Below are 16,560 nucleotides of genomic sequence, written 5' to 3' on the forward strand. Positions count from 1 at the left end.
TAAAGTCAATATCTAAGTCTGGTATTAATTTTCTAACTAATGAAAATCCATTACTATGAAGTCCTGAAGACTCAATTCCTATAAGTGAATAACCATCTTTAATACCTGAACCGTCAATAATTTTGTACTTATCCACTATACCAACAGTAAACCCAGCCATATCATATTCACCATCTCTATAGAATCCTGGCATTTCTGCAGTTTCACCACCTATAAGTGCACAACTTGATTGAATGCACCCATCAGATACACCTTTTACTAGTTGTGCTGCTGTTTCAGCGTGTAATTTACCACAAGCTATATAATCTAAAAAGAAAAGTGGCTTAGCACCATTGCAAAGGACATCATTTACACACATAGCAACGCAATCAATACCCACAGTATCATATTTGTTCATTCTAAATGCAATATCAAGCTTTGTACCGACTCCATCAGTACCAGAAACTAGAACGGGGTTTTTATAACCCTCACCTACTTCAAACATACCAGCAAAACTTCCTAAATGATTTAAGACACCTTCGGTAAATGTTTTGGATGCATATTCTTTTATTAAACTTACTGACTTATATCCCTCTTCAATATTAACACCTGCATCTTTATAAGTTATCATAAATATACCCTACCTTTCTAATCTATCTTTATCATTTTCAAAGGGAGCTGATACTGGATAAGTACCCTTAAAGCAACCTAAGCAAAAGTTGGTACGACCCAAGGATTTTAATAATCCATCAATACTTAAGTATCCCAAACTATCTGCACCTATACCTTGTCTTATTTCCTCTACTTCTATGTTAGCCCCAATTAGATCTTTTCTATAAGGGGTATCTATTCCAAAATAACATGGATATTTTACTACTGGTGAACAGACCCTAAAATGAACCTCCGTTGCTCCAGCTCTTTTTAATATCTCAACCAATCTTTTACTTGTAGTTCCGCGAACTATTGAATCATCTATAAGTATAACTCTTTTACCTTCTACATTTATTTTTAACGCATTTAGTTTTACAGATACTGCTCTTTCCCGAATTTCTTGAGTTGGACTTATAAATGTTCTACCTACATATCTATTTTTTATAAGACCCATTCCAAAAGGTATTCCTGAGGCTTTAGAATATCCTATAGCAGCTGCCATACCCGAATCTGGAACTCCTATGACCATATCTGCGTCGATTGGTGATTCTTCGAATAACTGTTCTCCAGCCCTAACTCTTGAGCTATAGACATTAATTCCATCAATGGTACTGTCAGGTCTTGCAAAATAAATATATTCAAATGCACAAGTTGCTGTTTTAGCTTTTTCTGCAAAATTAATAGAGGTAAGTCCATTTTCATCTATTATAACTATTTCACCTGGGTTCACGTCTCTTAAAAAGTCTGCACCTACTGCATCTAATGCACAACTTTCAGAGGCAATAACATAGCTATTTCCTATTGTACCAATGCAAAGAGGTCGTATGCCATTTTGATCTCTAACTCCTATTAATTTTTCCTTTGTAAGCATTACTATTGCATATGAACCTTTAATCGCTTGTATAGCATCAACTACAGCCTTTTCAACACCTTTTTTCGCACCTCTAGCTATTAAATTTAATATAACTTCTGAATCTATTGATGTTTGAAACATGTGTCCACAGTCCTCTAAAAGCTCTCTTATAACGTCTGCATTTACTAAATTCCCATTATGCGCTATAGCAATGTCTCCTAGTTTAAATTTACTTAGAAGTGGTTGTGCGTTTTTGAGTTCACTGCATCCTGTTGTGGAATATCTAACATGACCAATGGCAGCGTGGCCCTTCATTGCTGAAATTTTCTCATCATTAAAAATATCACATACAAGCCCCATAGCCTTCTCACAAACAAGTGTATTCCCATCAGAATATACTATTCCAGCACTTTCTTCTCCCCTATGCTGCAAAGCATAAAGTCCATAGTAAGTTAATGATGCAACATCTAAATCTTTATCCGGTGAGAAAATTCCAAAAACACCACATTCATCTTTAAATTTATCTTCGTACTTAAAATTATTCAAGCAAATCCCTCCTGGTATTATTCGATTGTTTCACTACTGTTTATTTATTTATTTATTCTACTTAATATTTCCTCGTAAGCTTCTGTTACACTCCCTAAATCCCTTCTAAATCTATCTTTGTCCAATTTTTCTCCCGTTTTAACATCCCAAAATCTGCATGTATCTGGTGATATTTCATCTGCTAAAATAATTTCTCCATTAAATCTTCCAAATTCTAATTTAAAATCTATTAAATTAATATCAACTTTAAGGAAAACTTCTCTTAGAATATCATTTATTTCTGAAGCTGATTTATATATTTTTGATAATTCTTCAGGAGTAGTAAGACCCATAGCTACAGCATGAGAATCATTTATAAGTGGATCACCTAGATCATCATTTTTATAGCTTAATTCAAACACTGTTGTTTTTAGCTCAGTGCCCTCTACTATTCCATATCTTTTCGCCATACTTCCAGCTGCAACATTTCTAACAATTACTTCTAGAGGCACTATTTCAACTTTTTTACAAAGTTGTTCCCTATCACTTAACTTTTTAATGAAATGAGTCTTTATACCTTTTTTCTCTAATAACTCAAATAACATAGTAGTTATGCTGTTATTTAAAATCCCTTTATTATCAATTTGAGCCTTTTTAATTCCATTAAAAGCTGTTGCATCATCTTTAAAATATACTCTAACCTCATCTTCCTTTTCTGTGCTAAACATTATCTTAGCCTTTCCTTCATATAACAATACTTCTTTTTCCATTAATAACCACTCCTTAGTGTTTAATTTTTGTGCTTAAAGTTCAATTTCTTGTTCATTATCTGCTATAAACTTTTCTTTCATTGCTTTTCTATACTCAATTAATTTATTTTTAAGTTCCAAGTCTTTAAGTGATAAAATCTGGACTGCCAGCATTCCAGCATTATAGCTATTATTTATCCCTACTGTAGCAACCGGAATGGCTTTTGGCATTTGAACAATTGATAGAAGCGAGTCCATACCCGCAAGCGCTGCATTCATTGGCACTCCAATCACCGGAACCACTGTATGTGATGCAATTACGCCTGGAAGATGTGCAGCAAGACCTGCCCCTGCTATAATACATTCCACGCCTCTCATTTCCATTTGTACTATTACTTCCTTTAATTTTTCTGGTACTCTATGAGCTGATAGAATATGTGCTTCATAATCTATTCCAAATTCCTTTAACGCTACTGCTGCATTTTTCATTATGTCCCTATCTGATTTACTTCCAAAAATAATTCCTACCGACATTTTACTACCTTCCTCTCTATACTATAAATCATTCAACTTTTATAATTACAAATAAAAAAAATTACACCATAAGAAAAGTTATTCTAATGGTGTAATCCTGAATTAAAGGGTACAGAAAATAACCCTTAGTGTAAGGTCAATTCAAGATTCACCAATAGTGAGAAGTTAACGGCCTCTCGTAGAAACTTCTAAACCATATTTTTAGAAATATATAGGTGAACTAATTATTAATTTATACAACTGTTTAAGAACTAATTTTATATTAACATCTATCTTGCCATAAGTCAATGCATTGTACGTAATGTAAATATTATCGTTCGTGTTTATGTGCATTTATTAACTTTTATCTATAGAAATATAGTTTAATGTTCGTGTTTTAAACTTTATTCATTATTTGAAATAATTTACTCCAGCATCAAATATTTTCTGATCCTTTTCACCAATAATATTCTTTAGTGTATTTGTTGTAAATCTTTCAGAATGACCCATTTTACCAAACACTCTTCCATCCATACTTGTTATACCTTCAATAGCATACATGGATCCATTAGGATTAAAGTTTATATCATAACTAGGACTACCGTTAAAATCTACATATTGAGTAGCTACTTGACCCTTCTCAAATAGTTTTTTTATTACTGCATCCTCTGCTACAAACCTACCTTCCCCATGTGACACAGGTATAGAGTGAACATCTCCAACTTTCAAATTAGAAAGCCAAGGAGACATATTTGAAACTACTTTAGTTTGCACAATACGTGACATATGTGTCCCGATTTCATTATATGTTAAGGTTGGGCTTTTTTCTGTTATATCTGTTATCTTACCGAAAGGAAGCAATCCAAGCTTAATCAGTGCTTGAAATCCATTGCATATTCCAAGAATAAGTCCATCCCTATTTTCTAAAAGTTCACTTATACTTTGTCTTATTATTGGGTTTCTAAAAAATGTAGCAATAAATTTACCCGATCCATCTGGTTCATCCCCTGCACTAAATCCACCTGGTAGCATAACAATTTGAGAACTTTTTATCTTCTCTGCTATAATTTTTATAGATTCTTCAATATGTCTTGAAGATAAATTATTTAGCACCATAATCTCAACTTCAGCTCCAGCCTTTTCAAAGGCTCTCATAGAGTCATACTCGCAGTTAGTACCTGGAAACACAGGAATTATAACTCTAGGCTTTGGAATTTTAATACTTGCCATAGATTTAATCTTAGAATTTCCCACAGCTTCGTAGGTTTTATCATTAATATTATTTACTTTAGTGCTATTTACTTTTGTACTAAATACGCTTTCAAGTGGGGCTTCCCAGTTTCCTATAGCCTCTTCTAAACTTATAGTTTCCCCTAAGACATCAATAAATGGTTCAGCTTTAGTATTTCCGAGGATTTTAATATTTCCAAACTGTTTAATTAACTCTGGGTATATTTCCTTATCAATCTCCATTACTATACTTCCATAATCCTCTTTAAATATACTATTAACATCTATATCCGGGTCAAATGTAAATCCTATATTATTACCAAAACACATTTTTGATATAGCTTCGCAAAGACCACCCATTCCAACTGCATAAGATGATAGGATTTTACCACTATCTATTAATTTCTTTACTGATTTATAGTTTTCGCGAAGTCGATTAAAATCGGGTAATCCATCTTCTCCTCTATTTGCATAAATTAAAAGAGCCGTGCTATCACACTTTTTAAACTCAGGAGATATAACTACCTCTGTATTTATAACGTCCACCGCAAAGGATACTAGCGTTGGCGGTACATTCATATCATTAAAGGTCCCTGACATACTGTCTTTTCCACCAATTGCCGCTATACTAAATTGTTTTTGTACATGAAGCGCTCCGAGTAGTGCTGAAAATGGTTTGCCCCATTTATAAGGTTCTTTTGACAATTTCTCGAAATACTCTTGGAAAGTAAGTTTAATATTTTCATAATCTCCGCCACTAGCCACTATCTTTGTCACCGAATCTAGCACTGCATATGCAGCTCCATGGAAAGGACTCCATTTTGATAATTTAGGATTATATCCATAGGCCATTATTGTACCAGTATTTGTATTTCCTTTAAGTACAGGTAGTTTTGACACCATAGACTGAATTGGTGTTTTCTGAAACTTTCCACCAAAAGGCATTAATACCGTTCCCGCACCTATAGTGCTATCAAAACGCTGGGACAAACCCTTTTGACTACAAATATTTAAATTTGATAAGGTAGAAATCCATTGCTTCTTTATTGATTTCATATCACCACTAATAGATTTTATATCTTTTGAAAAATAGTATTCATTTTCTTTTGGTGCAGATACTTTTACCTTCGTAACTTGTTTTACCCCATTAGTGTCTAAAAAGCTTCTGCTTATATCAACAATGGTATTTCCCTTCCATATCATCACAAGCCTGTTATCATCAGTTATTTTCCCCACAAGCGTAGCCTCTAAGTTCTCCTCTTCTGCTAGTTTTACGAAAACCTGTGCATCTTCATTCCTTACAACAACAGCCATACGTTCTTGGGATTCTGATATGGCAAGTTCCGTACCATCAAGTCCATCATATTTCTTAGGCACTGCATCTAAATTTATTATAAGTGCATCTGCCAGTTCCCCTATAGCTACGGATACTCCACCTGCACCAAAATCATTACATCTTTTTATAAGTGTAGTAGCTGTAGGATTTCTAAACAATCTTTGTATTTTTCTTTCTGTAGGTGCATTTCCTTTTTGAACCTCTGCTCCTGAAGTTAGAATAGAGCTTTCGCTATGCTTCTTCGAGGATCCAGTAGCGCCGCCACAACCATCTCTGCCTGTTTTTCCACCAAGAAGTATAACTACGTCTCCAGCCATTGGCTGCTCGCGAACTACATTCTTATATGGCGCCGCTCCAATCACCGCACCTATTTCCATTCTTTTAGCGACAAAGTCTTCATCATAAACCTCAGAAACAAGTCCTGTGGCGACTCCTATTTGATTTCCATAGGAGCTATATCCGTGTGCCGCTTCAAGTGTTATTCTCCTTTGAGAGAGTTTACCCACTATAGTATCCGAAATTTTCCCTGTAGGGTCAGCGCATCCAGTAACTCTCATTGCCTGATACACATAGCTCCTACCTGATAATGGATCTCTTATTGCTCCGCCAAGACAAGTAGCAGCTCCCCCAAAAGGTTCTATTTCAGTAGGGTGATTATGTGTTTCATTTTTAAACATTACTAACCATTTTTCCATTTCACCATCAATATTTGCCTCCACAATTATACTACAGGCATTTATTTCGTCTGAAACATCAAGATCCTTTAATTTACCTTTTTTTCTTAAGTCTTTCATACCAATAATAGCCATGTCCATAAGTGTAACATCTCTTTTCTCCGTTCCATAAACAAACTCTCTAGTCGCTAAATATTCTTCATATGATTCTATAATCGGTTTAGAATATTTTCCCTCTTCTATTTGAACATCCTGGATTACAGTATTAAACGTTGTATGCCTACAGTGATCTGACCAATAGGTATCTATTACTTTTATCTCAGTTATAGATGGGTTCCTTTTTTCAGTTTCACTAAAATAATCCCTACAGAATTTCAAATCATAAAAACTCATAGAAAGACCATTTTCACTTAAGAATTCTTTTAAATCTTCATCATTCATATCAGTAAAAGATTCAACTATACGCACCTTATCGGGCTCAATATAATTCTGCTGTAAATCTTTTGGTTTTTCCATATCTGCTTGTCTAGAATCTACAGCATTTATACAATATTCTTTAATTGTTATTAGCTCATTTTCAGTTATGCTTCCCTTTAATATAATAACTTTTGCGGTTTTCACTATAGGTTTATCCTTCTGAGTTAGTATTTGTATACACTCCGCAGCTGAATCCGCCCTCTGGTCATATTGTCCTGGCAAGAACTCAATAGCAAATACTGATTCTGAGTCTTCCATATCTATTTCTTCATCGTAAACCACATCTACTGTAGGTTCCGAAAATATTGTATTCCTTGATTCAAAGTATTGATCCTCAGATATTCCCGTAATATCATATCTATTAATTATTCTAATACCTTCTAAGCTTGTTACCCCTAAATTCATTTTTATATCCCTTAGCATTTTCTTGTTTTCAACATTATAGTTCGCCTTTTTTTCTACAAATAACCTATATATTTTATTTTTCATAGTTAATACCTCCAAAAACTAAAATTTATACGAATGTTAATCATTAAATATATTTTATAATTCGTTATAATTTGATTATAGTATACCTTACATGATTATTAAAGTCTATTTCGAAATAAAAATAATTTTACTTGTTTTAATATAATTCCACAATACCAATATTTTAATACTTTTTCTATTATAAATGTAATCATTTAGATCAAATGATTTAGAATTCTATACGCAATAAAAAAACACTATGCAATTAACATAGTGTTTTTTATAGTGTGACTAAGTCTATAAGCCGAGTTCTGTATTCAATCTTTTCATTATTTATAAGGATTTTCTTATATTTTCCTATATCTGCTAGCATTGATTTTACTGTGTTTGATATGTTTTATATATTAAATTATATTTTTTTCTATTTAATAATATTTTATAGAGCGGTGGCAAATTGGTGGCAAACGATAAATTTGCCACCGCTTTTATTCCCTGTTTTTATCTAGAGGAATACCTATAAACATGCAGGTACGATAATCACCCCAGTTTTTTCAAAATATCTATTGATTATAAAATTCGTTCATCTAATAGGTCGGATGATACCACTAAAAATGTATATTATATTGTAATAGGGGGGGCCAAAAAATATTCAGATTTATACTTTTACGCATCGCATAATTAGTTTAGAAAAACTAAACCTGATAATTGTACTATTTGTACGAATATTGCTATATTTTTAATTGGATTTATAACTAAATACTAATTCAATAAAAGTAATAAAATCGCTTATATATTTATAATATAGTATATGGCTAATATCTAGGAACTACTCATAGGTCACCTCTTTTGGTATTATATTTTTAACTATATTATACAAATGAGATGTGTAGATTTTATAAAGATAGCTATAGAAATTTTAATAAAAAAATATTATATCCAGATATGCTATTTATCTGAATTCAATATTTTTTTACCAATTACATTACTCTTCTACCTGTTAAAAAATCTTTCCTCGTCATAGCTGAAATTTTAATTACATCTCCTGTACGTGGAGAGTGCATGTAATTATTATCTCCCAGGTATATGCCCATGTGATGAGGGTTGTTATTAGTTCCAAAAAACACTAAATCTCCCGGCTTAAGGTTTCCCCTTGATACTTGTACCCCATCCTTTATCTGATGAAATGTTGCTCTTCCTACAGAAATCCCAAAATGCTTATATACGTATTGTGTAAATCCTGAACAATCAAAGCCTGTTGAAGGCGATGTTCCACCCCATAAATACGGTGTTCCAAGAAAGTTAGAAGCATAGGCTATTACAGCATTTGCTGATACAGCGGTTGCGCCCCTTGAAGGTGAATATTTAGGTGTTGATTTTCTTATTTTATTTATTTTCGTTATGCTCTTACTTGCTAACACTTGCGGCTCGCCTAGCTGCCTTGCAAGAAGACTTTCACTGTTCTTTAGCTCATTTACCAATTTATTATTTAGCTCTTTATAAACAATTTCTTTGCTATTTATCTCAGTTATCAATTTGTTTTGTGACTTTTTAGTAATGTTTATCTTATCTAGTTTTTGCTTATTTTCTGCTTGTATGTTCAACAATGTTTCCTTCGTCTTATTTAAACTTAGCTTCTTTTCACTTAATTGCCTTTGCGTAGCTTCAAATTCACCGACTACTTTTTTATCAAACTCTATAATGGCTTTTATGTTTTCCACTCTTGAAACAAAATCTTCAAAACTCTCAGAACTCAGGATAGTGCTTAAATACCCATCAAATCCATTTATGTACATAGTTCTCATTCTACTATTATATAATTCCTGCTCCTTTTGGGCTTCATTTTCAACCCTTTTAACCTCAATAGCGGCGCTTTCAATTGCCTTTTCTGTTCCAGCTATTTTACCTTTGTTTTCCTCTGTTTTAGCCATGATTGTTACAATTTCATTATCAAAGCGTTCTATTTTTGTTTCAATTTCTTCTCTTTCTGCTTGAATCTTCATTAGTGCGTCCTTCTGCTGTTGTAACTTCTCATTTGTTGGAGCCGCTAATACGGTTATGTTTAAAGTAAAAATCAAACTTAATACAACTACTATACTTCTCAGGGCATTGTTCATTAGTACATCTCCTTCGCTCTTTTATAATTTATAAATCACAGAGGAAATATATCATAAACATATGAAGTTCTTATGAAGATTGTCCACATTTATGGTCTGCATTTTACAAAATAGTATAGAGGGCATATACACTGAAAGTTTATTTTCATTTCATACCTCCAACATAATTTATAAATAATTGTTACCTTGTATAAAACCATACGCTTTTTATTCATATTTTTATCACTAATTAAAAAGTCATATCAAAAGAGAAGATCTAACTACTCCTTTGACATGACCATCATTCATCTATGATTTATATTTTTTCAATGTTTTTAATTATGCTAGTAATTACATTTATCCAAAATAAATGGCTCCTCCATCTAAAAGCTTCATGAATTACCTCTGCAGTGGTTGGATGGGAATGTATAGTTTCCGTAATTGCTTCTGCACTTAAGTTATTCTTAATGGCTAGAGTTAACTCTGCAATTAATTCAGTAGCATGTAAACCCACAATGCTTGCACCGATTAATTTTCCTGTTTTTTTATCTCTTATAATTTTAATAAAGCCATTAGTTTCTCCATAACATTTCACTTTTCCATTAGCTGAAAATGAGAATCTGCCTACTTCTACTTCTATTCCCTGATTCTTTGCTGCTTTTTCGCCAATCCCCACCATTGCTATTTCAGGATCCGGGGGACCACCACCAAAGGCAACAGAAACCATTGCTGCTTCCATTATTTGTTCTGATGTTGCACCTGCCTCAAATGCTTTATAAACATGGGATACTATGCAGTATTCACAACGATTGTATGCTCCAATACCTGCACTTATTAATTCCTCAGTCTTTGTATCCAATGCACCTGGTTTATATGTTGTACCAAGTAAGTTCATAAAAGCACCTACATGTTCACCAAGGTGGTTTCGTTGGATACACCGCTCTATGTAAACTATCATAGTGAGGTATACCTTAGTCTACCAAAATAACTATTACATAAAATAAAAACTTTATACATTGACATAAATACAAACACACCTTATAATTAGTTGAAAATGATTTTCAATATCATACATTTAAAGGAGTGTTATATTAATGGAGAATTTTTTACCAGGACTAATTATGGGTTTTAGAGAAGGCCTCGAAGCTTTCTTAATTGTAGTAATTATACTTCAATATTTAAAAAAGAGCAGCAATACTGTTTTTAGAAAGAATGCCTTTTCAGGTGCTTTATTAGGAATTTTAGCTTCAATAGGAATCGGTGGCATTTTATTCTCAATATCAAAATCTATTGAGAAAATGGAACAATTATCTAAAGTGTGGGAAAGCTCAGCAAGCATTTTAGCACTAATATTAATAACTAGTTTTATCTATTGGATGATAAAACATGGAAGAAACATGGTTACCGAAGTTCAAAATCAAGTTAAAACTAATCTTTCAGCTTTTGGAATATTTAGTATTGCTTTTGTTATGATTTCTCGTGAAGGTGCTGAAATTGCTATATTTACTTTTGCTGGTCAATATACTTTAATATCTATACTTTCAGGAGTTTTTGCAGCATTAATCTTTTCCACATTAATTTATTTTTCTTTAGTAAAGATAAATTTAAAAATTTTATTTAATATAACTTTAGCATATTTGATTTTACAAGCTGGATTTTTACTAGGCTACGGCATTCATGAAGGGTTGTCTGCTTTAAATTCACTAAACATTATTGCAAGTTCAAGTCCTTTGTTTATTAAGGCATTCAATCTATCTAAAACCATATTTTACCATAAAGAAGGTGTAATAGGTCTTCCTCTTTACATTTTATTTGGTTGGTACTCAAAACCGGAAATCATACAATTTGCTTTTCAATATGTATACACTTTCCTTTTGTTTTTTATCTGGCATAGAGAAATTAGAAAACAGTAAAATTTTTGGAGGTATCTCAAAATGATTAAAAACATTTTGAGACACCTTATTTTTTATAGATTTAATTCAGAAATCAAATTATATCCAACAAGCGGATAACTTCCGAATAGAGTTTGACCGACTTTTAGCAGATGTTATATCACTTTCTAACGGTGTTGTTAGCCCCAGTGTATTACAGTCTGTTGATATGATAACACCTTTCACACTAAAAGCTGAGATGTCTACAGCATATTTTACAGGGGTGAATATTCCAATTAATTTGACAAAATCAGAATCGGGTATAAAAAAACATATACTATAGCCCGCTCCTTTAAAGTTAAAGGAGCTACTTCAAAAACTCCCATCAATGGCTTAAAACTTAAAACAAATTCTAAAAGTAAATACCCTAATATAATGGCAATCCATAAATATCTGTTTGAGAAAACTCCTATTCTAAATATGGATTCCTGTGGCCTAGAATTAAATCCATGGAGTAGTCTTGATAAACATAGTGTTGCGAATGCCATTGTGCTTGCAACTAAATCATTACCGGTTGATAATCCTATATGGAATGCTGTGATTGTACCTAGGGCAATGAGTAATCCTTCAATTAGTACTTCTATTGAGAAGGATTTATTTAATATAGGTGAATTTATATTTCTAGGTTTTTCATTCATTATATTTTTATTATGCGGCTCAAGCCCTATTGCAATAGCTGGGAGACTATCTGTAACCAGGTTGATATTGAATAAGTACATATTCATAATTTGAGACTAACTAATTTCAATGCTCTATCGTATAAATAGATAAATAAGTAAAATAAAAGGTGGTAATAAGATTGAAAATTAATAAAATCTTCATTGTCATGATTTCAATATTTTTAGTTCTAATGGTAGGTTGTACAAATCGTATTAAAAATGAAGGAAATAAAATCGTAGTCGAAAAACGTGTTGAGGAAGCCAATAAATATGAAAATTATAACGAAATCAAGGACAGCAAGGAAGTGCAAAATATTAAGGATATTCTTAATAACATTGATTGGGGAAATGCAAAAGTAAAAGTAGATATGGTATCGCCACCTCACTATAAATTCCACTTTGAGGACACTACCGAAAAACAGGAATTAAATGGATTAATTTATGACCTTTGGATAAATCCAGACAAAGGTAGAATAGAACTTGTTATAGATAGTGAAAGTAAGTATTTACACTTAGATAAAACAAAGTCAGCAGAGTTATTTAAACTTATTACAGATAAGAATTTGGATGAAGTTTAACAAATCATTGCACTGAACAATTTTTCTTGTAAATCGAATGAATTAATAAAAGAAAGTAGCAGGAGTTATAATAACTTCTGCTACTTTCTTTGTTAAAATATATGTAATTTCGTGGCATAATTATTATGTATTTTATCATATAAAAAACTTTTAAATTCTATGCGAGACAATGTGGTTAAACGGGCATATTTAAGAAATTTTCTTGTATATGCCTTTATACATACTACTTCCCGTTATCTACCGTATATAATAAAAAGAGTTCACGTTAGTCTGCGGTATACTCTAAACGAACACTTCATTTATTCTATTACGCTCTAAGATTTGGATTTTTGTGTGGCAAACCGGTGGCAAATCAAAAAAACACTATGCGTTAAACATAGTGTTTTTTATAGTGTGACTAAGTCTATAAGCCGAGTTCTGTATTAGACAATCATCTATCTAGGCCCATTGTTACCAATAGGCTCCAGCGATACACCCGAGAACGAGACGGGCCGCCTCATAATGTTCTCCTATTCGATCTTGCTCCAAGTGGGGTTTACATAGCCGCAAAGTCGCCATTGCGCTGGTGAGCTCTTACCTCGCCTTTCCATCCTTGCTAGTATATTTAAATAGTTTAGCAAGCTAAACTACTAGAATACCTTTAGCGGTATATCTCTGTTGCACTTTCCTTAAAGTTGCCTCCACTGGGGGTTACCCAGCACCCTGCCCTACGAAGCTCGGACTTTCCTCTCCTGACCTACTGCATAACAGCATTCAGCAGCGATTGTCTGGCTTACTCACAAGTGTTATAATAACATACTATAGATTAAAAATCAAATAGTATTTTAATCCATTAGTTTATTTGAACTTATAAGTATCTATAGTGCTTTTTGAAATTAGCACATCATTGTAATATCCTCTACTGAGTAACTTTTCCTGTAGAATCTTTCCGAAAATTTGAAACGGAATCCATTCTGTAATAAAATGTCCAGCATCAATTAACGCCGTTCCTTGCTCTTTAAGATCACAAGCTCCGTGATATTTTGTATCTCCTGTAATTATACAATCTGCTTTTAGATTTCTAGCCATCTCAAAATAATCTTCACCGCTACCATTTATAAGTGCAATAGTTTTAACTTCCCTGTTATCCTCTCCAACATACCTAATTTGATCTGCATTAAAGAGTTTTTTAACTTTTTCACATAAATCTATTAGTAAAATGGGGTTATCTAGAGTTACTAGGCGTCCGATACCATTATTTCCGTTATCATAACCCGAAACTGTTGATGAATCAATTATCTTACCATTCGTATACCCTAAAATTTCTGCAGCTATATCATTTAGGCCACCCTTAACTGAATCTAAATTTGTATGACTTGAATATACAGCAATATCATTTCTAATAAGTTCAATAATTTTTTTGCCTATTAATGTATCGCTGGTTATCGACTTAGGTTTTATAAAAAGAAGCGGATGATGAGTTAATATAAAATTACATCCTTCGTCTACTGCCTCACGAATTACATCTAATGTGCAATCTAATGCAATTAAAATTTTAGTAACCTCTGCATCATTATCTCCAACCATTAGTCCAACATTATCGTAATCTTCTTTTAATACTTCTGGAGCATATCCCTCCATAATATTGTGAATAGTTTCTACTTTTAAAATCATTTTAAAAACTCCTTAAGTCTTTCTATGAGAGGATAAAGTTGCTCTTTTCTATTTTTTGATGCAATTGTATTCTCATTTAGTGTATGATATACTTTCAAATATTTTTTTAATTTAAATCCTATAAATTGTTGCATTACTGGGTGCTTTTCATACAATAATTTTTCACTTATCTCATAGTATATTCTATCTACTACCAATGGCACTGTATTATATTTAGCTTTAATAATCTCGTAAAACTTTCCATCATCAAAACAAATATCTTCACAAATGATGTCATATCCAGTGTTATACAAATACTCTCTCAAAACTTCAGCATTTTGAACTGGTTGAAGTACCACATATTCCAATTTTTTAACAACGATCAGGTCGGCCTCCAATATATCTCTTATTAAATTTCCACCCATTCCTGCAATAATGGCTACCTGTACTTCCCCCTCTTTAACCGTAGATAATCCACTTCCCTGTCTACAAGTAATTTTAGGGCTTAGCTTGTTTTCGCGAACATTTCTTTTTGCCTTCTCAACTGGTCCACTGTTTATATCAGATGCAATGGCACTATTTACCAAACCATTTTGGACTAAATAAATAGGTACATATCCATGATCCGTTCCTACATCTATGATGCTATCACACTTTTCCATCATATTTACAATTGTTTTTAATCTCGTGCTAAGTTCCATAATTTTCATCCTAACTAAAATTAATTAATATTTTAAACTGCATAATTAAAAATATTATCGCAACTATTAATGACAAATAAATATATTTATATGCTGATTTTCTATCATATTTCGCACAAAAATAACTTGCATAATACATGCAGAAAAGTAAGACCATATTCAGTACCCCGTAAATCATTTGAGTAAACGCAAATTGCTGTCCCGTGCCCATTTTTATAGGGTGGAATTTTGCATCAAAGCTTAAGGGCATAACGTTAGGTATACTATCTTTCAAATATAATATAAATGGATTTAGAGTTAATATTAATATTATTATGCTTACACCTATTAAAGGTAAAATAAAGTGTTTGTCTTTGTGTAGATTATAACTGTTATTAACCTTACTCTCCCACTCTACTAACTGTATATTATGATTTATTAAATTCTCCTCAAACTTTTTATAATCTATAGGAGATACCGCATAGTTCATACGTTTAGTTTTTATATAAAATATTGTTTTATTATCTGTAACAAACATTCTCGTAATACCTATTTTATCAATTACAAATCTCCCCATTGCAAAGCTATTTGAAGACATACCATAAAGCTTAACACCTTTAATTTCGCCCGTTGACGTAGTGTATCCTTCAACTTTATTTAATGGCACGCTTATTTTTTTGAATATTCCGACGGAATAAATCGTAAGATTTTGATCATCAATACTACATTTAATTGTTGAATAAAGTAACATGTAATATACCCCATATATATTGCATGCCCACAATATTATTTCGAGTAGACTAGCTACAATGTATGAGTTATTAATTTGAAGCAATATAAGTATTAATATATTATATAATGCCGTCATCAAAAGGATAAACCCGAGTCCACGTCCATGTTTTGATATATAACTATCCATTCAATCACCTTCTCACCGAGTATTATAGCATATCGGGATCTTATTTGTAAACGATTTTCCATTTTTTTGCACTTCAATAAAAAAAACACCTATATAAGGTGTTTAATCTAAATAATCTTTTAACTTTTTACTTCTACTTGGGTGTCTTAATTTACGTAGTGCTTTAGCTTCAATTTGTCTAATTCTTTCTCTAGTTACATTAAATTCTTTTCCAACTTCCTCAAGAGTCCTTGCGCGTCCATCATCTAGTCCAAATCTTAATCTTAAGACTTTTTCTTCTCTAGGAGTAAGTGTATCTAGAACGTTAATTAGTTGCTCTTTGAGCATGGTAAATGCAGCAGCTTCTGCTGGAGCAAGAGCATCATCATCGGGAATAAAATCACCTAAGTGACTATCTTCTTCTTCTCCAATTGGCGTTTCAAGAGATACCGGTTCTTGTGCTATTTTCATAATTTCGCGAACTTTTCCTACAGGCATTTCCATAATTTCAGCAACTTCCTCTGGTTGAGGTTCCCGTCCAAGTTCCTGAAGTAATTGTCTTGAAACTCTAATAAGCTTATTTATAGTTTCAACCATATGAACAGGTATCCTAATAGTTCTTGCTTGGTCAGCT

Annotated in this window: 14 protein-coding genes, 1 other RNA gene, 1 pseudogene and 1 riboswitch; of the genes and pseudogenes, 3 read left to right on the top strand and 13 right to left on the bottom strand. The window is 32.5% G+C overall.

The features are described from left to right. The 7 genes from purM to ACJAX4_RS14060 all read right to left on the bottom strand — a co-directional run. The coding region (purM, locus tag ACJAX4_RS14030) for a phosphoribosylformylglycinamidine cyclo-ligase (RefSeq protein WP_435790078.1) at positions 1–610 on the bottom strand (610 nt) is incomplete at its 3' end. A gap of 9 nt (positions 611–619) precedes the next feature. Further along, entirely contained in the window at positions 620–2,035 is a 1,416-nt protein-coding gene (purF, locus tag ACJAX4_RS14035; protein ID WP_435790091.1) for an amidophosphoribosyltransferase, read from the bottom strand. Between the two features lie 38 nt (positions 2,036–2,073). Beyond that, positions 2,074–2,778, bottom strand: a complete 705-nt coding sequence (gene purC, locus ACJAX4_RS14040) for a phosphoribosylaminoimidazolesuccinocarboxamide synthase (RefSeq protein ID WP_435790079.1) — start codon at positions 2,776–2,778, stop codon at positions 2,074–2,076. A 33-nt stretch (positions 2,779–2,811) separates the two neighbouring features. Next, entirely contained in the window at positions 2,812–3,291 is a 480-nt protein-coding gene (gene purE, locus ACJAX4_RS14045; RefSeq protein WP_435790080.1) for a 5-(carboxyamino)imidazole ribonucleotide mutase, read from the bottom strand. A gap of 135 nt (positions 3,292–3,426) precedes the next feature. Beyond that, positions 3,427–3,526: riboswitch (purine riboswitch) on the bottom strand. Positions 3,527–3,681: 155 nt separating this feature from the next. Beyond that, positions 3,682–7,476: a phosphoribosylformylglycinamidine synthase gene (locus ACJAX4_RS14050; RefSeq protein WP_435790081.1), complete on the bottom strand. Its 3,795-nt coding sequence runs from the start codon at positions 7,474–7,476 to the stop codon at positions 3,682–3,684. A gap of 956 nt (positions 7,477–8,432) precedes the next feature. Further along, complete coding sequence (locus ACJAX4_RS14055; RefSeq protein WP_435790082.1) at positions 8,433–9,569, bottom strand: NlpC/P60 family protein; 1,137 nt, start codon at positions 9,567–9,569, stop codon at positions 8,433–8,435. A 295-nt stretch (positions 9,570–9,864) separates the two neighbouring features. Continuing rightward, positions 9,865–10,506: a carboxymuconolactone decarboxylase family protein gene (locus ACJAX4_RS14060; protein WP_435790083.1), complete on the bottom strand. Its 642-nt coding sequence runs from the start codon at positions 10,504–10,506 to the stop codon at positions 9,865–9,867. A gap of 136 nt (positions 10,507–10,642) precedes the next feature. Between ACJAX4_RS14060 and ACJAX4_RS14065 the strand changes: the two genes are divergently transcribed. Both ACJAX4_RS14065 and ACJAX4_RS14070 read left to right on the top strand, forming a co-directional pair. Then, the gene (locus ACJAX4_RS14065) at positions 10,643–11,461 is read left to right on the top strand and encodes an FTR1 family iron permease (protein ID WP_435790084.1); all 819 of its coding nucleotides are present in this window, start codon (positions 10,643–10,645) and stop codon (positions 11,459–11,461) included. A gap of 55 nt (positions 11,462–11,516) precedes the next feature. Next, positions 11,517–11,744 (top strand): annotated as a pseudogene (locus tag ACJAX4_RS14070) (DUF2935 domain-containing protein); the annotation flags it as partial. Here ACJAX4_RS14070 and ACJAX4_RS14075 read toward each other — a convergent pair. Further along, positions 11,716–12,204 carry a cation transporting ATPase C-terminal domain-containing protein gene (locus ACJAX4_RS14075; RefSeq protein ID WP_435790085.1) on the bottom strand — a complete coding sequence of 163 codons (489 nt, stop codon included), beginning with the start codon at positions 12,202–12,204 and terminating at the stop codon, positions 11,716–11,718. The pseudogene ACJAX4_RS14070 and the gene ACJAX4_RS14075 sit on opposite strands and share 29 nt — an antisense overlap. A gap of 74 nt (positions 12,205–12,278) precedes the next feature. On the opposite strand from ACJAX4_RS14075, the gene ACJAX4_RS14080 reads away from it, so the two are divergent. Then, positions 12,279–12,716: a hypothetical protein gene (locus ACJAX4_RS14080; protein WP_435790086.1), complete on the top strand. Its 438-nt coding sequence runs from the start codon at positions 12,279–12,281 to the stop codon at positions 12,714–12,716. 390 nt (positions 12,717–13,106) lie between these two features. Here ACJAX4_RS14080 and rnpB read toward each other — a convergent pair. The 5 genes from rnpB to ACJAX4_RS14105 form a co-directional block, all read right to left on the bottom strand. After that, positions 13,107–13,495, bottom strand: an RNA gene (gene rnpB, locus ACJAX4_RS14085) — RNase P RNA component class A. A gap of 58 nt (positions 13,496–13,553) precedes the next feature. Further along, the gene (locus ACJAX4_RS14090; RefSeq protein WP_435790087.1) at positions 13,554–14,369 is read right to left on the bottom strand and encodes a Nif3-like dinuclear metal center hexameric protein; all 816 of its coding nucleotides are present in this window, start codon (positions 14,367–14,369) and stop codon (positions 13,554–13,556) included. Next, a complete protein-coding gene (locus ACJAX4_RS14095) occupies positions 14,366–15,049 on the bottom strand; it encodes a tRNA (adenine(22)-N(1))-methyltransferase (protein WP_435790088.1) in 684 nt (227 codons plus the stop codon). The genes ACJAX4_RS14090 and ACJAX4_RS14095 overlap by 4 nt, the downstream gene beginning before the upstream one ends. A gap of 10 nt (positions 15,050–15,059) precedes the next feature. Beyond that, positions 15,060–15,947, bottom strand: coding sequence for a PH domain-containing protein (locus tag ACJAX4_RS14100; protein WP_435790089.1), 888 nt, complete (start codon positions 15,945–15,947; stop codon positions 15,060–15,062). A gap of 102 nt (positions 15,948–16,049) precedes the next feature. Further along, positions 16,050–16,560 (bottom strand): sigma-70 family RNA polymerase sigma factor (locus tag ACJAX4_RS14105; protein ID WP_435790090.1); only part of this gene is annotated, 511 nt, incomplete at its 5' end.

This window comes from Clostridium sp. (genome assembly GCF_051278035.1).
Classification (GTDB): Bacteria; Bacillota; Clostridia; order Clostridiales; family Clostridiaceae; genus Clostridium_AD.